Genomic DNA, 24,340 nt, shown 5'->3' on the forward strand with positions numbered 1-24,340 from the left:
AAATTTAACCATCAAATGATAGTGGCGATTCCGATTCTATGAGGCAATTAACAGGCGATATTATCAACACGTATTATTTTTAATTCAAAGATGAAGAATACAAATAAACTATATAAATAATATCGTTATCATAACGATATTATCCGTTGCAAAAATAGGATTTGTCCGTTATCAGCTTAAACTCGCAGGTGTTCACTGAAAAAGATAAGTTGTCGATAACGTTTTCAGACTGGAATTAGATAATAAATAATCACCTTCCAGATGAAGAATAAGTACCTTAAAATCGTTGCAACAGATTTCTCGGTGCGTTCATGAAATTGACTGAAATAGGAAACTCTATGGGGCATAAATAAACGAAAATAGCGAAACCACTGAGAACAGGAAGCCGGCTCTTAATACCCCCCATATATGCCCCAAACGAGAATGATAGTTAATTATTTTATACTTACCAAAAATACCCGATTAAACCTGCATATTCATAATCTCGTGATACGCGCTGACCAGTTTATTTCTCACCTGAATCCCCATTTGCAGAGAAATGGTCGATTTTTGCATATTCACCATAACATCATTTAATTCCACGCCTGAAGCTCCCAGCGTGAAATCTTGTGCCTGCTTTGTCGCTCTCAGGCGTGTTTGGTTTATTTTTTCCACTGCCGCAGTCAGTTGACTGGCAAAACCGTCTTGTATTGGCATAGGTTTGGCAATATTTGCTGCTTGCAAAACCTGAACCTGCATCTGTTGCAGTACACCTTCAATGACCGGAATTGACATAAAAACCTCGCGTTAAATCACCCTATTGATTATGTGATGCCAACGTAACATAGCCTTTCTAAACTAAAGCGGGTAATTGAAGTAAAAATTCGAAGCTTATTGTGCCATTAAAAAAGGTGTGAACAGCGAATAATGATGGGATTAATAATAGGAAGAATCTTTTCGCTTGCGTATGGGGAGTCTGTTTTGTTACGCCACGCTTTTAGTATTCATGTTGACCAGCAAGGCAAGGATCGTCTATGAGTGCAGCAACAACCGACGTTGAAAACCAAAATAAAGGCTTCAACGCTATCATCAGCAGGATAAAAGCTGATCCAAAAGTTCCGTTGTTAGTTGCTGGCTCTGCTGCCATCGCTATCTTCGTCGCCCTGTTTCTTTGGTTGCGCAGTCCCGACTATCGGGTACTTTACAGCAATCTGAGCGATAAGGATGGTGGCGAGATTGTTACGCAATTAACCCAGATGAATATCCCTTACCGTTTTGCCGAGAATGGTGCGGCACTCATGATACCTGCCGATAAGGTGCATGAAACGCGTCTGAAACTGGCACAACAAGGGCTGCCCAAAGGGGGAGCCGCGGGTTTCGAACTATTGGATAAAGAAAAATTCGGTATCAGCCAGTTCAGTGAGCAGATAAATTACCAACGCGCTCTGGAAGGTGAATTGGCACGCACCGTGGAATCACTTGGCCCAGTCCAGAGTGCCCGCGTCCATCTGGCTTTGCCTAAGCCTTCTCTGTTCGTTCGTGAACAAAAATCGCCGTCAGCCTCAGTGACGGTAGGGTTGCTACAAGGACGGGTATTGGATGAAGGACAAATCAATGCCATCGTGCATATGGTTTCAAGTAGTGTCGCCGGCTTACCCGCCAGTAATGTCACGATTGTGGATCAATCTGGGCGTTTGCTAACACAAAGCGATGCCACTAGCCGCGATTTAAATACCACTCAGTTGAAATATACACAGGAAGTGGAAAACCGTTTCCAGCATCGGATTGAAACCATTCTGGCACCGGTGGTCGGCCGTGGCAATGTGCATGCTCAGGTAACTGCACAAATTGACTTCTCCCGTCGCGAAGAAACAGCAGAAGAATATAAACCTAACCAGCCACCGAATCAGGCTGCTGTCCGTTCTAAACAAAGTAGTACCAGTGAGCAAAGCGGCGGACCGCAGGTAGGGGGCGTTCCCGGTGCATTATCAAACCAGCCAAGTGCTGCGCCAAGTGCCCCCATTGAAAAATCGAACGCAAATACCAAAGGCAACGGTGACGAAAAACCTGACCAACAGCGCAATAACGCTAACAAAAACAATAGCTACGAGCGTATGTTAAGCAACAACCGCAATAACCGTTATGACGAAACCACTAACTATGAGGTGGATCGCACCATTCGTCATACCCAATTGCAGGCTGGCGCAGTGCAACGCCTTTCGGTTGCGGTTGTCGTCAACTATGCCACTGCTCAGGGCAAAAATGGCCCTGAAACACAAGCGCTGACACCAGAACAGCTATCACAAATCGAAGCATTGACTCGTGAAGCTATGGGCTTCTCTGCTGACCGTGGCGATAGCCTGAATGTGGTTAACACACCGTTCAATAACACCACCGAAGTGATAGAACCTTTGCCATTCTGGCAGCACCCTGCCCTGCTGGAGAAACTGTTAGAAGCAGGTCGTTGGTTACTGTTGGTACTGGTTGCATGGCTACTATGGCGCAAGATGATCGTGCCACAAATCGCCAAAAAACGTGCCGCGGAAAAAGCTGCGCTGACAGCGCAAAAGAACCCGCCGAAACAGCAAACAGAAACCAATGCTGAATTGGATGAAAAAATGCGCCGCAAACTGGCTCGCCAACGTGTCAATGTTGAGCTGCAAAGCCAGCGTCTGCGTGAACTTGCAGAAAAAGATCCTCGCGTCGTCGCGCTGGTGATCCGTCAATGGATGAGTAACGAACAATGAGCCTGACCGGAACAGAAAGAAGTGCCGTCATGTTAATGACCCTGGGAGAAGATCAGGCGGCCGAGGTGTTTAAGCACCTGAATTCCAGAGAAGTGCAACAACTGAGTGTCGCGATGGCGGGAATGAAACAAGTCTCTAACCAGCAACTGGTTGAAGTACTGGCCGAGTTTGAAGAAGATGCGGGGCAGTTTACTGCCCTTAGCATCAATGCTAATGACTATCTGCGCAATGTCCTGATTAAGGCATTGGGTGAAGAACGGGCTTCCAGTCTGCTTGAGGATATCCTTGAGTCCCGTGATACCACAACGGGCATCGAGACCCTCAACTTTATGGAGCCGCAGATGGCGGCCGACATGATCCGCGATGAACATCCGCAGATCATCGCCACCATTTTGGTCCACCTGAACCGTGGTCAGGCTGCCGATATTCTTGCCCTGTTTGATGATCGCCTGCGTAACGATGTTATGCTGCGTATCGCTACTTTTGGGGGGGTACAACCCTCCGCGTTGGCAGAACTGACGGAAGTACTGAATAACCTGCTGGATGGTCAGAACCTGAAACGCAGCAAGATGGGCGGTATTCGTACTGCGGCAGAGATCATCAACTTGATGAAAAGCCAGCAAGAAGAAGGTGTCATTGAAGCAGTTCGTTCCTACGATAACGAACTGGCGCAGAAAATCATTGATGAAATGTTCCTGTTCGAAAATCTTATCAATGTGGACGATCGCAGTATCCAACGCCTGTTGCAGGAAATTTCCACCGACTCCTTGCTTGTGGCATTGAAAGGTTGCGATCAAGCATTGCGCGACCACTTCCTCAACAATATGTCACAGCGGGCTGCTGAAATCATGCGCGATGATTTGGCAAATCGTGGCCCTGTGCGGATGTCTCAAGTGGAAGCTGAACAGAAAGCCATCCTGCTTGTTGTTCGTCGTCTGGCAGAAATTGGCGAAATGATCCTAAATGGTGGTGACGATACCTATGTCTGATAAGTCGAATAATAAAAACTGGCGGCCTTGGCAACCAGGCGAATTGACTCAGTGGGAAACTCTGCGGGCAAAACTGGAACCCATGGTTGAGGTGCCGGTGCCAAGCGAACAGGATCGGCTACTGGAACAAGCAAGAATATTGGACGAACTAAAAGAGCAGGCTCGTCAGGCGGGCCATGCGCAGGGCTTCGCAGAAGGCCAGCTACAAGGCTATGAGCAAGGTATTCAGGAAGGCCGACAAGCAGGACAAGAACAGGGTTTGCAGGAAACCAAACAACAGCAGCAAATTATTATTGATCAGTGGAAAACTTTGCTAACAGATTTTAGCCATTCACTGGATGGATTGGATACCGTTATTGCTTCCCGCCTGATGCAACTTGCATTAACTGCTGCCCATCATATTCTTGGGCAGCCTGCGGTTTGTGATGGCACTGCCCTGCTGAATCAAATTCGCGAATTTATCCAGCAAGAACCCATGTTCAGCGGCAAACCCCAGTTACGTGTTCATCCACAAAACATTCCGCTGGTTGAGCAGCAACTAGGGGAAGTTTTGGCGCTGCACGGCTGGCGCCTGATTGCAGACAACAAATTGCATCCGGGGGGCTGTAAAATCAGTGCCGATGAAGGAGATATGGACGCCAGTTTAGCTACCCGCTGGCATGAAATGTGTCGTCTGGCAGCACCGGGGGAATTGTGATGACGGCAAGATTGGGTCGCTGGCTGGCAACTTTGGATTCATTAGAAAAGCGTCTGGAAAAAACCCCCAAAGTACGTCGCTATGGACGCCTGACCCGCGCCACTGGTCTGGTACTGGAAGCCACCGGCCTGCATATGCCGCTCGGTGCTACTTGCCTGATCGAGCGCCAGAATGGCAACACCATTGAAGAAGTTGAAAGTGAAGTCGTCGGTTTCAATGGCGAAAAACTGTTGCTGATGCCACTGGAAGAATTGGAAGGCATTGTGCCGGGCGCTCGCGTCTATGCCCGTTCTTATGGCGAAGATATAGGAGCCGGACGCCGTTTGCCTCTGGGACCCGAATTACTCGGCAGAGTTCTGGATGGTGCCGGTCGCCCCCTTGATGGTTTACCTGCCCCTGATACAGGCTATCGCGCCCCCTTGACAACAACGCCATTTAATCCCCTGCAAAGAACGCCCATCAGCACTGTATTGGATGTTGGCGTTCGTGCCATCAATGCCTTGCTGACAGTGGGACGTGGGCAACGTATGGGATTATTTGCCGGCTCCGGTGTCGGTAAAAGTGTGCTGCTTGGCATGATGGCTCGTTATACCCAAGCCGATGTGATCGTTGTGGGATTAATTGGTGAACGTGGTCGTGAAGTTAAGGACTTTATCGAAAATATTTTGGGGACGGAGGGATTATCACGCTCGGTCGTCGTTGCCGCTCCTGCCGACGTTTCACCTTTGCTGAGGATGCAAGGCGCCTCTTATGCAACACGCATCGCCGAAGATTTCCGAGACAGAGGTAAACATGTCTTGTTAATTATGGATTCCCTGACCCGTTACAGCATGGCACAGCGCGAAATTGCCCTGGCTATCGGCGAACCGCCAGCAACTAAAGGTTATCCCCCTTCTGTATTTGCTAAGTTACCGGCACTGGTGGAAAGAGCCGGTAATGGTGTCAGTGATGGCGGCTCCATTACCGCATTTTACACCGTGCTGACCGAAGGTGATGACCAGCAAGATCCAATTGCCGATGCGGCGCGAGCCATTCTGGATGGCCATATCGTGCTATCACGTTCACTGGCGGAATCCGGCCATTATCCGGCTATTGATATCGAAGCGTCTATCAGTCGAGCCATGACGGCGTTGATAGACAATACCCATTATCGGCGAGTGCAACATTTCAAACAGTTGCTTTCCAGCTATCAACGCAACCGAGATTTGATCAACGTTGGTGCCTATGCTGCGGGCAGCGATCCCCTGCTTGACAGGGCGATTGAACTTTATCCTCATATGGCTCAATTCCTGCAACAAGGCATTGACGAACGCAGCGAATACGATGAAGCCTGTACTCAGCTTCAACAATTATTGCCAACATAATATTTTACTTATGGGAATTTAACTAAAAAATACTTTTTCCAAGAGGTATAACATTTATCAATACGGTGCCGATATAAGTTTACTATTGGTGTCATTCAGTCACGCTGATGTCTGTTGGTGATTAATACGAGGAAATGCATGCAACAACACTCCCCTCTCATGACTTTGCGTGAACTTGCCCAGGATGCGGCAGAAAAGGCAGCATCGCAACTTGCGCAGATTCGACAAAGTCACCAACAAATGGAGCAACAACTTACAGCGTTAATGAATTATCAGGATGAGTACCGTACCCGTCTGAATGACACGCTCAGCAGTGGTATGTCCTGCTCGACTTGGCAAAATTATCAGCAGTTTATGAAAACGCTGGAAATGGCAATTGAACAGCACAGATTGCAGCTCAACCAATGGAAAAAACGTCTTGAACAAGCCATATCACAATGGCAGGAAAAACAGCAACGTCTGAACGCCTTCGACACATTGCAACAGCGGGCAGAGCATAATTTGAAGTTACACCAAAATCGCATGGAGCAAAAACAAATGGACGAGTACGCACAACGTGGTGCACAACGGAGAATGAAACAATGAATCTCACTCTTTTGCCTACTGATTTAAAATTCACGGATAAAGGTACGGATAACAGTCAGCCGGCTCTAAATAATGCCGTGAACGGTAACCATTCTTCTCAATTTGGGCAACTTTTTGATGCAGAAACAGCCTCTATACGGAAGCCCGCTACTCAGGCAGATAAAAATAGCCTGAAAGAGGAAAAATCCACTTCTGATAAAACAGCGGAAAGCGGCTGGCCGCCAGTGGCAACAGTGTCAGATAATAACAGTGTGGCCAAGGATAAAGCATGTGTGAAAACAACACAGCAAGAAAACAGTGCTGAATTCGCTGCATTAAAAGATGAAGATCTCTTATCAGCCGAAGCATTAAGTGCGGCGATACCCATCCAGCTTGCTGGGCTGCTTGCCCCACATACAAATTCCGCTATTCTTGCTGAAAAACCACAGAGTTTGATGGGCAATGAACCGTTAGAAAATAAACGGCTGGAAAATTATTCGCCAGAAGATGCATTGCCGGAAAGTGCCAGGCTGGATAGCGAAAACAACATTGTTAATACACTATTAGGCAGCAATGCCAGAGATGGTAGATTAACTGGCCCCAATCTTGCCGAACAATCTTCTAAAGTTGATGAGCAAGATAAAAACATCCAACTTTCTGCTAAACAGGAAACCCTTCTAAACAATAAGACAGAAGGTTCCGTCAATCTCCAGGCTGAACCGGCGCCGTTCACCGAACAATTCAAACTGGCGACCAAGAACCTTGCGACCCATAATAAAGCTGAATCTGGTAAGACTCTTCCTAAAGAGACAGTTTCAGGCAATAGCAAAGATCCAAATCTGCTCCAGATGGCACTACAAGCCGCGCCAGCATTGACATCCTCGACAGTAGAAGCAGCATCTATCGACTCACCAGCGGTATTGCCAACCCCTTCCCTGCTTTCAGCCGGACAACAGCCAACGGGACAGTTTCAGCTTAGCAGCACCACGACACCTTTATTGAATGCGCATCTTGGCAGTGAAGAATGGCAACAACAGCTCAATCAACATGTACTGTTCTTTAACCGTAATGGCCTGCAACAGGCAGAACTTCGCTTACATCCTCAAGAGCTGGGAGCGTTGCACATCCGCATGAGCGTAGAAGACAATCAGGCACAATTGCATTTTGTTTCCGCCCATCAAAATGTTCGTGCGGCTTTGGAAGCGGCATTACCAGGATTACGTCATGCACTGGCTGAAAACGGCATACAATTGGCACAAAGCAGCGTCAACAGTGATGCTCAGGGAAACGGACAACAAGCCTATTTTGCTGATAACCATGCCAATAACCCGAACAACAATGCTAATTCCCATGCTGAAACGCAAGAGCCTGATTTAGCTTCAACAATGGGGATCACAACCTCCCCTGTATCAACCATTCGGGTAACACCTCAACAAATGACCTCGGCCAGAGGAGGTATTGATACTTTTGCCTGATGACCACCTAAACATTAGCCTAATTTCGTGAGACATCGGATAAAACGAAAACAGGTCTCTGACAAACGTATGAGTTAATGGTTTTTTCCCCGTTTGTTCCAGCCATTGCCGAAACAAAGACGCGGGATAATTGATATTGATTTTGATGGATAAGGGCTTCGCCACGGAATGCGCGGAGACTTATTCGCAACAGAAAACAGGAATTTATCTGTCCATGTCTGATTATAGCTACGAGCATAAACGCACAAATCCAATTTGGATGATACTGTTAGTACTGATTGCTGTTCTTGGTGCTGCCATCGGAGGGTATAGCTGGTGGGTAATGAGCCAGTCAACCAATAGCAATACAGAAAAAACCAAAGCCATTGATGCTCCCGTATTTATGACCTTGGAGCCTTTCACCGTCAATTTGATCGACAACGAAGAGCATTTCGATCGTGTTCTGTACGTTGGCATTACACTGCGTTTGACTGACGAGAAAACCCGTCAGCGCTTCCATGAATATCTGCCAGAAGTTCGTAGTCGTATGTTGCTGTTATTATCTCGTCAGAAAGCCGCCGATCTGGCAAAAGATGACGGCAAGATGAATTTGGTGGCAGATATCAAACAGACACTACACCCGACACTCATACCTGATGAACCCGATCAGGAAATCACCGATGTGTTGTTTACCACGTTTATTCTGCGATAATCATAATGAGTGACAATATTCTTTCACAAGCAGAGATCGACGCTCTGCTCAATGGTGACAGTGCCTCTGCTGATGACGTAGAACAAACTGCGTCACGAGAAAGTGAGGTACGCCCTTACGATCCCAATACGCAACGCCGTGTCGTACGCGAACGTTTGCAGTCACTGGAAATCATCAATGAACGTTTTGCCCGCCAATTCAGAATGGGGCTGTTTAACATGTTGCGCCGTAGCCCAGATATTACGGTTGGCGCTATCAAGGTTCAGCCTTACCACGAATTTGCCCGCAATCTGGCCGTGCCAACCAACCTCAATTTGGTTCATTTAAAGCCATTGAGGGGAACTGCACTATTCGCTTTCGAACCTAGCCTAGTTTATATCGCCGTTGATAACCTGTTTGGCGGGGATGGTCGTTTTCCAACCAAAGTGGAAGGCCGTGAATTTACCTATACCGAACAGCGGATCATTAACCGGATGCTGAAACTGGCACTGGATGCCTATCGCGACGCATGGGATTCCATCTTTAAACTCGAAGTGGAATACGTGCGTTCCGAGACGCAGGTGAAATTTACCAATATCACTACTTCACCGAATGACATCGTGGTAACTACACCGTTCCAAGTAGAAATCGGTGCATTGACCGGCGAATTCAATATTTGTATTCCATTTGCCATGATAGAGCCTCTGCGCGAGCGTCTGACCAATCCCCCTGTGGAAAATGTGCGTCAGGAAGAGAGCCAGTGGCGTGAAAGTTTAGTGAAGCAAGTTCAACATTCAGAATTAGAACTGGTGGCGAACTTTGTTGATATTCCTCTGCGGCTGTCAAAGATCCTTGAATTGAAAAGAGGCGATATCTTGCCGATTGAAAAACCTGAACGCTTAATCGTTCACGTTGATGGTGTGCCTGTGCTCACCAGTCAATATGGAACACTGAACGGGCAATATGCCCTGCGTGTTGAACACCTGATTAACCCTGTTTTAACTGCTCTGGATGAGGAAAAGCCCAATGAGTGATGCTAAACAACCTACAGATACCAGCTCGACTGAAGATATGTGGGCAGAAGCGCTGGAACAACAGGCCGCACAGCAAACCTCTGACGGCGGCGCGTCAATATTTGAGAATCTGGAAGTGCAGGATGCGTTAGCCCAACTCTCCGATATTGATTTGATCATGGATATTCCTGTCAAGCTCTCGGTCGAGCTGGGGCGGACTAAAATGACCATCAAACAACTGTTAAGGCTGTCACAAGGCTCAGTCGTTCCCCTTGATGGTCTGGCGGGAGAACCCTTGGATATTCTGATTAATGGTTATTTGATCGCGCAAGGAGAAGTGGTTGTCGTATCTGATAAATACGGTATCCGTATCACAGATATCATCACGCCTTCCGAACGCATGCGTCGCTTGAGTCGTTAACTATGATGGCAAACCCGCCTTCCGTTCATACTTCTTTTCAACAAGGTGCGGCATCTGATGCTGCACCTGTTAACACGGCAACCAGCCATACCCATATGAATACGATCAAACAGACAGGCAATAGTGATCCTCTGCCGGCCAGCCAAACGCTGATGCAAGTCAGCAGTGCTCTGGGCGGTGTTTTATTGCTGATTTTCTTCATAACATGGTTAGTTCGCCGTTTGGGTTTTTCCCCTGCTAAAAGCAGGGATCATCGTTTGCTAAACGTTAAGGCAAGCTGCTCCCTTGGGCCGAAAGAACGCGTTGTTGTGGTAGAAGTCGAGGGTAACTGGCTGGTTTTAGGCGTCACATCCCAACAGATCAATATGCTGCATCAAATGCCTGCCCCACCTGATAACGTAGGCAAGGAAACCGCGCTCAAATCGCTGCCATTTGGTCAGATGCTAAAAAATACACTCCAGCGAAAAAGCAAAAATGACAAGGACGATGATGAAAAATAGCGTTTTTTTTATGACAGGCAAAAAATTGGTCTCGCGGCTTTCTCCAATGCGTTTGACGACGCTGTTTATAGCGCTCCTGCTGCCACTGTTTCCTATGAACGCTGCGGCCGAGTTCCCTGGCATCATAAGCCAGCCTCTGGCCAATGGCGGACAAAGCTGGTCATTGCCAGTCCAAACCCTGATTTTCATCACAGCACTGGGGTTCATTCCCGCTGCCCTGCTAATGATGACCAGTTTTACCCGTATCATCATTGTACTTGGTTTGCTGCGCAATGCGTTGGGAACACCTTCTGCTCCGCCTAATCAGGTTATGTTAGGTCTGGCGTTGTTTATGACTTTTTTCATCATGGCACCGGTATTCGATAAAGTTTATCAAAACGCTTACCTGCCCTACAGTGAGGATAAAATCACACTGGAAGTCGCGCTGGATCAGGGAGCCAAGCCTTTACGCCAATTCATGTTACGCCAGACACGGGAAAATGATCTGGCTCTGTTTGCCCGCCTCGCTGATCAGGGTGCATTTGAAACGGCGGATGCTGTTCCGATGCGCGTGCTCGTTCCTGCGTTTATTACCAGTGAATTGAAAACCGCGTTCCAGATTGGCTTTACTCTTTTCATTCCGTTCCTGATCATCGATCTGGTTGTTGCCAGTGTCTTGATGGCGTTGGGGATGATGATGGTTCCACCAGCCACTATCTCACTGCCGTTCAAACTTATGCTGTTTGTTTTGGTCGATGGTTGGCAACTCTTGCTTGGCTCACTGGCTCAAAGTTTTTATGTTTAATCAATAACTTTATGTCCAATGTGAAATCTTATCGGAATAAAGATTAAAAAGCGGTTTGAGAAAATTATGACTCCAGAATCGGTAATGGCCCTCGGTGTTGAGGCGATGAAAGTGGCGTTAGCACTGGCTGCCCCACCTCTTTTATCTGCCTTAATTAGTGGCTTGATCATCAGCTTATTACAGGCGGCAACTCAGATAAACGAGATGACCTTATCGTTTATTCCGAAAATCCTGGCCGTTTTCGTGACTATCGTCACTGCCGGACCATGGATGCTAAATTTATTGCTGGATTACATGCGCACGCTGTTTAGCAGTATTCCGGTTATTATCGGTTAATTATGATCCCGTTTGATAGCGAAACACTTTCCCGCCTCGTCAGCGATTTTTTCTGGCCATTGGTGCGCCTGTTGGCCTTGTTCAGCACTGCACCCATTTTCAGTGAAAAACAGATACCGATAAAAGTGAAAATGGGTCTGGCCTTAGCGATCACAGCCTTACTCGTTCCAACCCTCCCCTCCCCGCAAATTCCGATTTTTTCTGTTGCCGGAATTTGGGTCTTAATACAACAAGTACTGATTGGTATGGCCTTGGGATTAACCATGCAGATCGCCTTTGCCGTAGTGCGTCATGCCGGTGAAATACTCGGCTTACAAATGGGGCTTTCATTCGCCACGTTTTTTGATCCTACCGGTGGCCCGAATATGCCTATCTTAGCCCGCATTCTCAATATGATGATGACGTTGCTGTTCCTCGCTCTTGACGGGCACTTATGGCTACTATCCATTCTGGCAGATACGTTTTATTCCATTCCCGTTCAGTCAGCCCAACTGAACCCAAAGGGTTTTCTGTTACTATCCCAAAATGCCAGTCTGATTTTTATCAATGGCATGATGCTGGCAATGCCAATGATTACCTTACTTTTGGTTATGAATTTCTCTCTGGGCATGTTAAACCGGATGACACCACAACTCTCTGTATTTGTGGTCGGTTTTCCGCTGACGCTGACTGTCGGGATTTTCACGCTTTCCCTGTTGTTTCCAACCTTGGCGCCATTTACTGAGCGGTTATTTGGCGAAATGTTTGACCATTTGGCGATAATCATTCATGAACTGGTACTGTAACGCCTATTTTTCTGATCAACCCGTCAATCTGGCGGAATAAAATTCTGATAACAGTACCATAACCACCTTGCCCTGATATTCCCCTTCAAGCATCCACCATAGCATCCGCATCCGCATCCGAATTTAACATTTTTACAACAAAAAATATCGACATACTGTATTTATTTCAGTTAACTTAATTTCAAAATGTTACTATCAGTTATGTATTTAGTATTAACCACCAAAAAACAACCTGTTTATAGTTTGTTTTTACAAAAAAATAGCCACAGTCAGTATTTAATTTATTTTCAGATGGGCGCAACAAATTAAAACTAAATAATTACAAAGGAGAAATGAAAATGTTACATAACAGCGCTTCACAAACTTCCGCAGTAATTTGTAATAACAATTCTCTCTCTTCTCCTACCTATCCCCTTAGTTCTCCCCAACAAGCCGTCTGGTTTGATCAGGCTATCCATCCCCATTCTTCTAACTACAACCTCAGCACTTTTATTCGCATTGAAGGAGAGTTGAATGAAGCATTATTTGTCCGCGCCTTTGAATTTGTTGTTGATTGTCATGACACTCTGCGTTTGCAGTTTCTCAACATCCACGCTTTACCCAGCCAAAAAGTTGTTCATTCTCTTCCTGTCATCGTAGATATACAGGATTTTTCATCCCATCCAGATGCTGAAACCAGAGTAAAACAGGATATGGATGCCGAATTCACGCGCCCATTTCACCTGAATGAAGCATTGTGGCGCACCAAATTATTACGAGTAAGTAATACCTGTCGGTACTGGCAATTTTGCTGTCATCATTTGATCATGGATGGCACAGGTATATTTATACTCATCAATAAGGTTATCGATACCTATAACCGACTGATAAAAGAAAAAAAACCAAACAACTCCGCTCACTCTTATCTGGATTTTATTACGGATAACCTCAATTATCTTGCTTCTGAACACTACTCACACGACCGGCAATTTTGGTTGCAACGCTATGAAAACCTGCCACCTCCCTTGCTTCAACCTGTCAATTTCACTCACACAATGGAGCATAAACACGCCAAACCTCTTGCTTCTCAACCTGTCATTTGGTCAATCGATCAGCCCCTTCTTCAACGTATCGAAAAAGTCGCTGGCGGACAGGGATTGCCCTTCCTGCATTTCATGTATGCCATTCTGGCCTGCTATTTCGCACGAACAGCAGATGTTAATGAAATTGTTATCGGTATTCCCTTGCACAACCGCAAAAATACGCGACAAAAGGACACAATGGGCATGTTTGCATCCGTGATCCCCATTGGTATAACGCTTTCACCGGAGGATACATTTCGTGATGTTATGCGCAAAGCTGCAACCGAAATGAGTCTTTGCCATAAGCATCAACGCTTTCCCATTGCAGAACTCAACCGACACATACACTCACAACGACAAGACGGAAATGCCCGATTATTTGACGTGACTTTATCTCTCGAACCGTTTAAAACCAATTTGCATATGGAAGGCGAAAACATAAGCGTCAAACAGTTAGAGCTACATTCTGGTGCCCCCTATCCTCTATGTATCAGAATGAAGCAATATACCAACACCGACTGTCCTGAAGATATCGCTCCCCCGATTGCCATTGAATTCATTTTTTCGCCTGATTATCTGAGTAGCACTGAGGTCATAGCACTCCGCTCCCGTCTTGCTGTCTTACTTGACGCGGTTCTCACTTCTCTGGAGATGTCATCTCCTGCGCAGATAAAAATAGCCAATCTGCCAATCCTGCCCGACATTGAACGCCAACAGGTATTGATGGATTTCAATACCACCCAAGTCGAATTCCCGCAAGATATTCTGATCCATCAACTGTTCGAAGCACAAGTACGGCGCACACCTGATGCCACAGCCGTGGTCTTTGAAGAGCAATCGTTGAGCTACGATGAGCTAAACAAACGTGCCAACCGTCTGGCGCACCATCTGGTTGCTCTCGGCGTGCGCCCTGATGATCGGGTGGCAGTTTGTATTGATCGCAGTCTGGAAATGGTGGTTGGCTTATTAGGTATCCTCAAGGCCGGCGGTGCTTTTGTTCCCCTCGATCCGACTTATCCAACCCCGCGGCTGACATATATGCTCAATGACTCAGCCCCTGTGGTACTGGTTACTCAAGCAACGATGCCAGAAATAGGGAGCCGTCACCTGCCAACCATACTGCTTGATATTTCAGGCCATTCTGTTTTGGATGAAAGATCGGAAGAAAACCCAGAAGTTCAGGCATTGGGACTAACTTCTCGTCATCTGGCGTATGTTATCTACACTTCCGGCTCCACAGGGCAGCCCAAAGGGGTCATGATAGAACATCGCAGTTTGTGTAACTTGATTATCACCCAGCAAGACATATTAGCCATCACGCCAGACAGTCGGATTTTGCAATTTGCCTCAAACAGTTTCGATGCCTGTATCTGGGAATACTGCATGGCGCTATTGGCGGGGGCTTGCCTTTACCTTGCCAGACGGGAAAATCTTCTGCCGGGAACAATCCTGTCTCACTATTTAGAGACTCACGCCATTACTCACGCCCTCTTGTCCCCTACTGCTCTGGCAAGTATGGACACACTGCCGGCAACCCTGCAAACCTTACTGGTGGGAGGGGAAGCATGCCCACCTACGCTGACCAAACGTTGGGCACAAGGACGAAAGATGATCAATGCATATGGTCCGACGGAAACCACTGTTTGTGCGACTCTTTGCCGATGTGAGAGTCAGGGAGACAATGCCCCACCGATTGGATACCCCATCGCCAATACCCAGATCTATATCCTTGACATGCACGGTCAACCCGTTCCCCAAGGAGTCGCGGGAGAAATTCATATCGCTGGTGTCGGCGTTGCCCGCGGTTACCTGAACCGTCCCGAACTCACTGCCGAACGCTTTCTTGCCGATCCGTTTTCCCAGAATACAAATGCCCGTATGTACAAAACCGGTGATCTGGGGCGTTGGCTGCCCGATGGCAAAATTGAATATCTCGGCCGTAATGATTTCCAAATTAAACTGCGGGGTTTCCGTATTGAGCCAGGAGAGATCGAGGCGAGGCTGCGGCAATGTCACGGCGTGCGTGAAGCCATAGTATTACCTTATGAAAATAGTCCGGCAGCAAAACAGCTTGTCGCCTACTTGCTACCGAAGGCAGATACTGAACTGGAACCCATGGCATTACGGCAACAACTTTCACAATACCTTGCAGAATACATGATACCCAGTGCCTTCGTGACACTCGCTGCCTTCCCACTCACACCCAATGGCAAACTTAACCGTCAGGCTCTTCCCAAACCCGATCACACGGCAATCGTTACACGCAGCTATCAGGCGCCCAGAGGAGAAGCGGAAACCATCCTGAGTCAAATTTGGCAAATGTTGCTCGGAGTGAAATATGTCAGCCGCCACGATCATTTTTTCGAACTTGGCGGGCACTCGCTGATAGCCGTTAACCTGATCGAACAACTACGTGAATTGGGCTGGTCTCTTGACATTCAGGTTATATTCACCAAACCCGTATTGAAGGAGATGGCAAAAGCGCTACTGCCGGTTCAAAAAGATACAGTTCAAGAGAAGACAGAGCCAGAAAAGGCAACGGTATTCACTGTCCCCCCCAATCTCATCCCTGACGGCTGTACAGCCATTACCCCCGACATGTTGACTTTAGTTTCCCTGTCCCAGCACGAGATTAATGCCATCGCTGCAACGATCCCTGGTGGTGCGGCTAATATCCAAGATATCTATCCTCTCGCGCCGCTACAGGCAGGCATTTTGTTCCATCATCTGTTACAGAAACAGGGCGATACTTATCTGTTACGTAATTTGCTTGCCTTCGACACCCGTGAACGGCTCGATACCTTTTTGGCAGCCTTACAACGGGTCATTAACCGTCACGATATTTTGCACACTTCAGTCTACTGGCAGGGGTTGGCACAACCCGTGCAAATCGTCTGGCGACAAGTTTCTTTGAACATTAATACATTTTTAACCAATGACGAACAGGATATCGCTTCCCAATTACTGGCGCACACCGATCCCCATCAATACCGCCTTGATGTGAGTCAGGCGCCACTATTCTCTGCTGACATCGCCTATGATCCGCATCAGGATGAGTGGTTACTGGTTTTGTGTCTCCATCATTTAATCTGTGACCATATAACACTGGAACGTATTATTGATGAAATTGATGCATTATTATCTGACCATACCGAAAATAGGCATCTTGACAACTGCCATGCTGAAAAATTATCTCCAATATTGCCTTATCGTCACTTTGTCGCTCAATCCCTGCATTTACCGATTTCAGAGCATGAAACCTATTTCCGTCAGGTACTCTCCGACATCGATGCCCCAACAACGCCTTTCGGGATACAGGATCTTCACAGTGAGGATAAGCAGATATCGGAGGCTAAACAGCCACTGGATATGGCATTATCCAGAGCCATCCGCACACAAGCCCGACGTCAGGGTGTCAGCCCCAGTATATTGTTCCATGTTGCTTTAGCACTGGTGCTGGCAAAAACCAGTGGGAGCGACGATGTCGTCTTCGGTACGGTATTACTGGGACGCATGCAGGGCAGTACCGGCATCGATCACATGATGGGACTACTTATCAATACGTTACCCATTCGGATCAGGCTGACAGATAATAGCGCACAGGCAGCCGTTCAGGAGACCTACCTCAATTTGATGAAGTTGCTGGAGCACGAACAAGCCACATTAGCACTGGCTCAGCATTGCAGTAACGTGATTTCCCCTTTGCCGCTCTTTAGCACACTACTCAATTATCGTCATAGTCAGGCGGATACCACTTTTGCTAAATGGGAAGGTGTGCGTCTGCTGATGCAAGAAGAGAGAATCAATTATCCCATCGGTTTGTTTGTTGATGATTGGGGTGATGGGTTTAGTTTGGTTGCCCAAACCATATCGGGCATCGATCCAATGCGTCTGATCGGCTATATGACTACTGCTCTGACGGGGCTGGTGGCAGCGCTGGAAACCTCACCCCACCAGCCAATTTTGGCTATTTCGATTTTACCCATTGAGGAGCGCCAACAAGTGCTGATGGATTTCAATGCGCTCCAATCTTCTCAAGACGCCGTATTCTCTCAAAATACAACAACTGACCTCTCACAAGACACGTTTATTCACCAACTGTTTGAAAAGCAGGTACAGCAAAATCCCGCTGCAATTGCTGTCATTTTTGAAGAGCAATCGTTGAGCTATATTGAACTGAACCGGCAAGCCAATTGCTTAGCGCATTATCTGATTACCTTAGGTATCCGTCCTGATGATCGGGTGGCGATTTGTTCTGAACGCAGTCCGGCCATGATAGTGGGATTACTCGCTATCCTTAAGGCCGGTGGCGCCTATGTCCCGCTTGATCCAGGCTATCCAGCCGAACGACTGGCCTACATACTTGAAGATGCAGCGCCCGTTGCCTTATTTACCCAAACTGTATTTACCCCAAAAATATTAATTAATCGGCAGATCAACGTCCCCATTGTGGATCTCAACAATCTTGCGCTCCTTACCGCAAACATGCCAATCAGTAACCCAGATCCCCAGATCCTTGGCCTCACTCCACGCCACCTGGTTTATGTCATTTATACTTCTGGCTCAACGGGCTTGCCCAAAGGGGTAATGAATGAACATCGTAGTGTCGTAAATGGCCTGCTCTGGTCACAAAAGGCTTATCAACTAACCCCGCAGGATCGGGTTTTACAGAAAACATCATTTAGTTTTGATGTTTCCGTTTGGGAGCTATTCCCACCGCTGATGTTTGGGGCACAATTAATTTTGGCTCGCCCCGATGGTCACAAAGATCCGCACTATCTGCTGTCTGAGATAGAAAAACGCCGGATTACTCTTATTTACTTCGTGCCGGCCATGCTACAGCAATTTATCCATGCCACTCCTGCCGGATGCTGCCCTTCTTTGCGCCATATTTTATGCAGTGGTGAAGAGTTTCCTTATGTCTTACAGCAGAAATGTCTGTCCCATTTTGCGCATTGCCAGCTACATAACTTATATGGCCCAACTGAAACTGCGATTCATGTCACTGCCTGGCAATGCGTGCCTGACCGTTATATCGGACGAGTACCGATTGGAAAACCCATAGCCAATACCCAAATTTATCTGCTTGATAGTCACAAAAAACCCGTGCCAATCGGTGTTATCGGGGAGCTTTACATTGGCGGAGTAGGTGTTGCCCGCGGTTATCTGAACCTGCCAGAACTCACCGCAGAACGCTTCTTTACTGATCCTTTTTCTCCAGATCCTGATGCCCGCCTATATAAAAGTGGTGATCTGGCTCGTTGGTTACCTGACGGTAATATTGAATACCTTGGTCGTAATGATTTTCAGATCAAGATACGGGGTTTCCGCATTGAACTCGGTGAAATTGAGACGATATTGGCACACTGTCGCGGTGTGCGAGAAGCCGTTGTGATTGTCCGAGAAGATACACCGAATGAAAAACGTCTGGTTGCTTATCTGCTCGCCGAACCCAATGCAACATTGATACCAGCAGAACTACGCCGGCAACTGGCACAACACCTTGCCGAGTATATGCTACCCAGTGCCTTTGTGACACTTGAAACCTTTCCATTAACACCCAATGGCAAACTCAACCGTCAGGCACTGCCAATGCCAGAGCAAACAGCACTCGCGACCCGCAATTATGCAGCCCCCATCGGAGACATAGAAACAACACTGGCCGAGATTTGGCAAGCCTTGCTGAAATTGGAACAAGTTGGCCGTCATGATCATTTCTTTGAACTCGGTGGTCATTCCCTGCTCGCCATTCAGCTTGCCGCACGCATACACCAGCAACTGGCGCGAGAATTGCATTTGCAGCAACTCTTTTCCCACCCGATTCTGGCCGATTTGGCTACCTTGCTCATCGACACGCCGGTGACAACCCAAATCGTTATTCCGCCTGCCAATCGCAATCAACCACTGCCACTCTCCTTTTCCCAACAACGCTTGTGGTTCCTTGCTCAACTTAATACCAAAGCGAATCTGGCTTACAATATCCCGATAATCCTGCATCTTAGCGGATATCTCGATCATGCTGCGCTTACGGCCGCACTTGACCATCTCGTCAGCCGACATGAAAGTTTGCGCACCCGTTTTATCCTGATTAATGAACAACCTTACCAATACATCGACAGTGCAGATACGGGTTTTTCTCTGACCTATCGGGATCTGCGCAAATTAGACGAAACATCCCGCCTAGCCCGTATTAACGAATTAGCCAAACTTGAAACACAAACCCCATTCGATTTCGCTAATGAGTCAATGATTCGAGGCCAATTATTGCAACTGTCTGATAAAGAACATGTGCTGCTCCTTACCCAGCATCACATCATCACCGATGGCTGGTCAGCAGGGATATTGCTCCGCGAACTGAGTACCCTCTACCGTATTGCACTAGGGGAATGTAGCGATCCTTTACCCCATCTTCCCATCCAGTATGCGGACTATGCCGTCTGGCAACAGAAATGGCTGCAAGGTGAGGTTATCACTGCACAACGGGATTTCTGGCAGAAGCAACTGCAAAACGCACCAACCTTGTTGTCTCTCCCTCTTGATCACCCACGCCCGCCAGAACAAAGTTACACAGGCGCTCATGTTCCACTTCACCTGAATGCTGACTTATTGTCAGCTCTCAAGGCGCTTGGACAACGGCAGGATGCAACATTATTTATGACGTTGCTTACAGCCTGGAGTATCGTGCTTGCCCGTCTAAGCGGACAGGATGATATTGTCATTGGTATTCCCGTCGCCAACCGTTCATTGAGTGACCTTGAAGGCCTGATCGGCTTTTTTGTCAACACCCTACCTTTACGTATAAAACTGGAACAGTACAATTCGGTGGCAAATTTGCTCGCTCATGTTCGTGAACAGACGCTGGCCGCTTACGCACATCAAGATCTGCCTTTTGAACAATTGGTGGAAGTCCTAAAACCTGAGCGCAGTTTGAGCTACAATCCGATTTTTCAGGTGATGCTGGCACTGAACAACACTCCCTCTCAATCCCTTGAATTGTCGGGTTTATCTGTCTCGTTGATGGCACCACCACACCGCAGCGCATATTTCGACCTGACACTGTCACTGACCGAAAGCCAGAACGGTCTCAGTGGCTATCTGGAATATGCATCAAGTCTCTTCGACCGAACGACAGTTGAACGCATGGTGGGTTATCTCACCAATGTACTGACTGCCATGACAACCGATGAAACACAGGCTATTGCCCGCTTGCCAATGCTGCCCATTGCAGAACGCCAACAATTATTGGTTGATTTCAATGCCCCGCAAGCTGACTTTCCAAATGATACGTTGATTCACCCACTGTTCGAAGCCCAGGTACAACGCACACCAAATGCCACGGCGGTGATCTTTGAAAAACAATTCTTGAGTTATGATGAACTTAACTGCCGTGCCAACCAACTGGCACATAGTTTGATTGCTTTTGGTATACGCCCTGATGATCGCGTGGCAATTCATGTTGAACGAGGTTTGGATATGATCATTGGTCTATTCGGGATCTTAAAAGCGGGTGCCGGTTATATCCCGCTTGATCCAGCATATCCTGCCGAGCGGCTGATTTATCAGTTGTCAGACTGTAAGCCTGCAATATTGCTGACCCAAAAACATTTACAGACACGCTTACCAATACAAGATATTACTATCTGGTTGCTGGACGATGAAATTCATCAAGATAATCTGCAAAAACAGCCTGTTTATAACCCTGATCACAGGCAAATGGGCATTCAGCCGCACCATTTGGCTTATATCATCTACACCTCAGGTTCAACCGGAAACCCCAAAGGCGTCATGCTGGAACATCGCAATGTTGTCAGCCTTATCCATGCTCATTGCCAGATCAGTGAGCCTTGTCCGGAAGATCGTATTCTGCAATTTGTGACCTTTGCGTTTGATATTTCAGTGTCAGATATTTTCCCTACTCTGGCATCGGGTGCCACGCTGGTTCTGCGCCCACCTCATATCAAAATACCGAATAACGCGTTTGTTGATTTTTTACGTGAACAGAAAGTGACAATCATCAATATACCGACGGCTTTTTGGCACCAGTGGGCGCAAGAAATGAAGGCAAGGCGTGTCGGTTTCAGCCCCTCTATACGCACTGTTATTGTTGGGGGAGATAAAGTGGAATACCGCTATTTAATGGATTGGCTGTCATGCCCAGAAACCCAGTCCTGCCGCTGGTTCAACGCTTATGGCCCGACAGAAATTACCATCACTGCTACCGTTATGCAGATAGATAAAGCGATGGTGACAGATAATAAACAAACGCCGTCTATCACCAACAATATTCCGATCGGCCGGCCACTGTCCAATACACGTATCTATATTTTGGATACTCTTGGTCAACCGGTTCCGGTTGGCGTGAGTGGCGAAATCTATATCGGCGGAATGGGGGTCGCCCGTGGTTATTCAAACCAACCAGCGCTGACAGCAGAGAAATTTGTTGCCGATCCCTTTAGCGAACATCCCAACGCGCGCATGTATAAGACCGGCGATTTGGCTCGCTGGCGATCTGACGGCAATATCGAATATCTTGGCCGCAATGATTTTCAGGTCAAGCTACGCGGCTTTCGTATCGAACTGGGAGAAATCGAAACCAGATTGATGCAATGCCACGGCGTGCGTGAGGCTATCGTGCTTGCCCGTGAAGATAAGCCGGGTGATAAGCGCCTGATTGCTTATCTGGTCGCCGAACCGAATATCAAACTGGTACTGACAGAACTGCGCCAGCAACTCGCACAACATCTCGCCGACTATATGCTGCCCAGCGCATTTGTGATACTCGATGCTTTTCCGTTGGCGCCTAATGGCAAAATTAACCGTCAGGCGCTACCGATGCCGGATCAAACATCCATTGCAACCCATACTTATGAAGAGCCGCACGGTGAAGTGGAAATTGCTCTGGCTGAGATTTGGCAAGCATTACTAGGGCTGGAAAAGGTTGGGCGTTATGATCATTTCTTTGAACTCGGCGGTCATTCCCTGATGGTTGTCAACCTGATTGAGCGGTTGCGCAACTGCGGCTGGCACCTTGATGTTCGTGCTGTATTTTCCACCCCAACACTGGCTGAAATGGCGAAAATAATGCGGGAAATTCAAGATGATGAAAGCTCGTTTACCGCACCTTCCAATCTCATCCCCGATGGTTGCACCGCCATCACTCCCGATATGCTGCCGTTGGTTTCCCTGACACAGCAAGAAATTGATACCATCTCTGCTACCGTTTCTAATGGTGCCGACAATATTCAGGATATCTACCCACTTGCACCATTACAGGAAGGCATGCTGTTCCATCATCTATTGCAAACACAAGGAGATGTTTATCTGTTGCACCTCTTGCTTGCCTTCAACACCCGCGAGCGTCTTGATGCTTTTCTGGCTGCTTTGCAACAGGTTATTCATCGTCACGATATTCTACGCACTGCCATCTGCTGGCAGGGTTTAACACAGCCAGTACAAGTTGTCTGGCGCCAGGCACCTCTGTGTATCAAAACCTTCGAGCCAGATAACGATAAAGACGTGCCATCGCAATTGCTGGCACTGACAGATCCATACCAACGCCGCCTCGATATCAGCCAGGCTCCGCTATTCGCTGCTGATATCACATATGATCCGAATCAGGGCGAGTGGCTATTAGCATTGTGTTGCCACCATATCCTCAATGACCATATATCGCTGAATATCATCATTACTGAAATCAATGAGCTACTGCATCATCGTAGTGAAAAATTACCGCCTGTCTTACCATACCGCCATTTTATCGCCCAGTCCTTGCGTGTGCCGATGCCAGATCACGCAGCCTATTTTCGCAAAATACTCGCTGAGGTGGATACACCCACTACGCCTTTCGGCATATTAGATGTTCACAGTGGTGACAGGCCTGCCACGGAGATCATCAAGCCACTTAATGCCGCACTGACCCGTGCTATTCGTAAACAAGCACGCCGTCAAGGAGTGAGTCCTGGGGTTCTGTTCCATGTTGCTTTGGCACAAGTTCTGGCAAAAATAAGCGGGCGAGATGATGTTGTCTTTGGGACAGTCTTGTCAGGACGTATGCAAGGAAGTGCCGATATTGAGCGAATATTGGGATTATTTATTAACACCCTACCCGTGCGGATCACGCTGGCGGGGAACAGCACACAAGCAACTGTGCAGGCAGCGTACCGCAATTTGACGCAGTTACTTGAGCACGAACAGGCACCCCTGGCGTTGGCTCAACGTTGCAGTGGTGTAAAACACCCTCTGCCGCTTTTTAATACACTCCTTAATTATCGCCATAGTCAACCGGATGTTGCCAATGCCCGATGGGAAGGTATACGTCTGGTAACAGGACGAGAAAGGACTAACTATCCCATCTACCTGGCTGTAGATGATTTGGGTAAAAGCTTCCTGCTGACAGCTCAGACTATATCAGGAATTGATCCGGCACACCTGATTGCATATATGACGACGGCTTTAGCGGATTTGGTAAAAACATTGGAAACCGAGCCACAGAAACCAATTATGAACATTGCCACCTTGTCTGCCACAGAACACCAACAGCTAATGAACGATTTCAATGCTATTCAGGCTGACTTACCGCAAGATACACTGACATCAGGCCAATCTACGGTTGGAACAACTTTCGGTTACGAAGCGCCCCTCGGTGATGTGGAAACTGCACTGGCTGAGATTTGGCAAAAATTGCTGCAACGGGAACGAGTCGGTCGTTATGATAATTTCTTTGCATTGGGAGGTCATTCATTGATAGCGATACAATTGTTGGCTCGTATGTGTGAACAAAACATGGAAATTCCATTAGCAACCTTGTTCACGCATCCCACATTATATGAACTGGCCGGAGCGATAAACTCAAATCGCTCAACGGTAGCGAATAGCGCAAACTGATACCATTAGCCAAAATAAAATTAAGTGGTTCCACTCCTTGTGGAGCCACCTTCGATAAACAATGCCAGATA

At 47.4% G+C, this 24,340-nt stretch carries 15 protein-coding genes; 14 read left to right on the plus strand and 1 reads right to left on the minus strand.

Going from position 1 to position 24,340, the window contains the following annotated elements; all coding sequences use genetic code 11:
• Positions 1-462: 462 nt before the first annotated feature.
• Positions 463-774: a flagellar hook-basal body complex protein FliE gene (gene fliE, locus Xish_RS00830; protein WP_099116291.1), complete on the minus strand. Its 312-nt coding sequence runs from the start codon at positions 772-774 to the stop codon at positions 463-465.
• Positions 775-1,013: 239 nt separating this feature from the next.
• On the opposite strand from fliE, the gene fliF reads away from it, so the two are divergent.
• From fliF to Xish_RS00900, 14 genes are all read left to right on the plus strand, one after another.
• Entirely contained in the window at positions 1,014-2,726 is a 1,713-nt protein-coding gene (gene fliF / locus Xish_RS00835) for a flagellar basal-body MS-ring/collar protein FliF (protein WP_099116292.1), read from the plus strand.
• Positions 2,723-3,715 carry a flagellar motor switch protein FliG gene (gene fliG / locus Xish_RS00840; RefSeq protein ID WP_099116293.1) on the plus strand — a complete coding sequence of 331 codons (993 nt, stop codon included), beginning with the start codon at positions 2,723-2,725 and terminating at the stop codon, positions 3,713-3,715. Before fliF ends, fliG begins: the two co-directional genes overlap by 4 nt.
• A complete protein-coding gene (fliH, locus tag Xish_RS00845; protein WP_099116294.1) occupies positions 3,708-4,412 on the plus strand; it encodes a flagellar assembly protein FliH in 705 nt (234 codons plus the stop codon). The genes fliG and fliH overlap by 8 nt, the downstream gene beginning before the upstream one ends.
• A complete protein-coding gene (gene fliI / locus Xish_RS00850) occupies positions 4,412-5,776 on the plus strand; it encodes a flagellar protein export ATPase FliI (RefSeq protein WP_099116295.1) in 1,365 nt (454 codons plus the stop codon). Before fliH ends, fliI begins: the two co-directional genes overlap by 1 nt.
• Before the next feature lie 138 nt (positions 5,777-5,914).
• Positions 5,915-6,361, plus strand: a complete 447-nt coding sequence (gene fliJ, locus Xish_RS00855) for a flagellar export protein FliJ (protein ID WP_099116296.1) — start codon at positions 5,915-5,917, stop codon at positions 6,359-6,361.
• A complete protein-coding gene (locus Xish_RS00860) occupies positions 6,358-7,815 on the plus strand; it encodes a flagellar hook-length control protein FliK (RefSeq protein WP_099116297.1) in 1,458 nt (485 codons plus the stop codon). The genes fliJ and Xish_RS00860 overlap by 4 nt, the downstream gene beginning before the upstream one ends.
• A gap of 214 nt (positions 7,816-8,029) precedes the next feature.
• Positions 8,030-8,506: a flagellar basal body-associated protein FliL gene (gene fliL / locus Xish_RS00865; RefSeq protein WP_099116298.1), complete on the plus strand. Its 477-nt coding sequence runs from the start codon at positions 8,030-8,032 to the stop codon at positions 8,504-8,506.
• A 5-nt stretch (positions 8,507-8,511) separates the two neighbouring features.
• The gene (gene fliM, locus Xish_RS00870; RefSeq protein WP_099116299.1) at positions 8,512-9,519 is read left to right on the plus strand and encodes a flagellar motor switch protein FliM; all 1,008 of its coding nucleotides are present in this window, start codon (positions 8,512-8,514) and stop codon (positions 9,517-9,519) included.
• Positions 9,512-9,919, plus strand: coding sequence for a flagellar motor switch protein FliN (gene fliN / locus Xish_RS00875; RefSeq protein ID WP_074023865.1), 408 nt, complete (start codon positions 9,512-9,514; stop codon positions 9,917-9,919). The genes fliM and fliN overlap by 8 nt, the downstream gene beginning before the upstream one ends.
• 2 nt (positions 9,920-9,921) lie before the next feature.
• Positions 9,922-10,419, plus strand: coding sequence for a flagellar biosynthetic protein FliO (gene fliO, locus Xish_RS00880; RefSeq protein ID WP_099116300.1), 498 nt, complete (start codon positions 9,922-9,924; stop codon positions 10,417-10,419).
• A 46-nt stretch (positions 10,420-10,465) separates the two neighbouring features.
• Positions 10,466-11,203, plus strand: a complete 738-nt coding sequence (gene fliP / locus Xish_RS00885; RefSeq protein ID WP_099118617.1) for a flagellar type III secretion system pore protein FliP — start codon at positions 10,466-10,468, stop codon at positions 11,201-11,203.
• Positions 11,204-11,269: 66 nt separating this feature from the next.
• Entirely contained in the window at positions 11,270-11,539 is a 270-nt protein-coding gene (gene fliQ / locus Xish_RS00890) for a flagellar biosynthesis protein FliQ (protein WP_099116301.1), read from the plus strand.
• A 2-nt stretch (positions 11,540-11,541) separates the two neighbouring features.
• Positions 11,542-12,324 carry a flagellar biosynthetic protein FliR gene (gene fliR, locus Xish_RS00895; RefSeq protein WP_099116302.1) on the plus strand — a complete coding sequence of 261 codons (783 nt, stop codon included), beginning with the start codon at positions 11,542-11,544 and terminating at the stop codon, positions 12,322-12,324.
• A gap of 338 nt (positions 12,325-12,662) precedes the next feature.
• A complete protein-coding gene (locus tag Xish_RS00900) occupies positions 12,663-24,269 on the plus strand; it encodes a non-ribosomal peptide synthetase (RefSeq protein WP_099116303.1) in 11,607 nt (3,868 codons plus the stop codon).
• Positions 24,270-24,340: the final 71 nt, after the last annotated feature.

It is taken from the genome of Xenorhabdus ishibashii (assembly GCF_002632755.1).
Lineage (GTDB): Bacteria > Pseudomonadota > Gammaproteobacteria > Enterobacterales > Enterobacteriaceae > Xenorhabdus > Xenorhabdus ishibashii.

What these genes read in the sequence shown, in the direction of transcription:
- fliN (WP_074023865.1), top strand. Translation starts at nt 9,512, where the DNA reads ATGAGTGATGCTAAACAACCTACAGATACCAGCTCGACTGAAGATATG.
- fliE (WP_099116291.1), bottom strand. Translation starts at nt 774, where the DNA reads ATGTCAATTCCGGTCATTGAAGGTGTACTGCAACAGATGCAGGTTCAG.
- fliG (WP_099116293.1), top strand. Translation starts at nt 2,723, where the DNA reads ATGAGCCTGACCGGAACAGAAAGAAGTGCCGTCATGTTAATGACCCTG.
- fliP (WP_099118617.1), top strand. Translation starts at nt 10,466, where the DNA reads ATGCGTTTGACGACGCTGTTTATAGCGCTCCTGCTGCCACTGTTTCCT.
- fliH (WP_099116294.1), top strand. Translation starts at nt 3,708, where the DNA reads ATGTCTGATAAGTCGAATAATAAAAACTGGCGGCCTTGGCAACCAGGC.
- fliI (WP_099116295.1), top strand. Translation starts at nt 4,412, where the DNA reads ATGACGGCAAGATTGGGTCGCTGGCTGGCAACTTTGGATTCATTAGAA.
- Xish_RS00900 (WP_099116303.1), top strand. Translation starts at nt 12,663, where the DNA reads ATGTTACATAACAGCGCTTCACAAACTTCCGCAGTAATTTGTAATAAC.
- fliQ (WP_099116301.1), top strand. Translation starts at nt 11,270, where the DNA reads ATGACTCCAGAATCGGTAATGGCCCTCGGTGTTGAGGCGATGAAAGTG.
- fliO (WP_099116300.1), top strand. Translation starts at nt 9,922, where the DNA reads ATGATGGCAAACCCGCCTTCCGTTCATACTTCTTTTCAACAAGGTGCG.
- fliJ (WP_099116296.1), top strand. Translation starts at nt 5,915, where the DNA reads ATGCAACAACACTCCCCTCTCATGACTTTGCGTGAACTTGCCCAGGAT.
- fliM (WP_099116299.1), top strand. Translation starts at nt 8,512, where the DNA reads ATGAGTGACAATATTCTTTCACAAGCAGAGATCGACGCTCTGCTCAAT.
- fliR (WP_099116302.1), top strand. Translation starts at nt 11,542, where the DNA reads ATGATCCCGTTTGATAGCGAAACACTTTCCCGCCTCGTCAGCGATTTT.
- fliL (WP_099116298.1), top strand. Translation starts at nt 8,030, where the DNA reads ATGTCTGATTATAGCTACGAGCATAAACGCACAAATCCAATTTGGATG.
- fliF (WP_099116292.1), top strand. Translation starts at nt 1,014, where the DNA reads ATGAGTGCAGCAACAACCGACGTTGAAAACCAAAATAAAGGCTTCAAC.
- Xish_RS00860 (WP_099116297.1), top strand. Translation starts at nt 6,358, where the DNA reads ATGAATCTCACTCTTTTGCCTACTGATTTAAAATTCACGGATAAAGGT.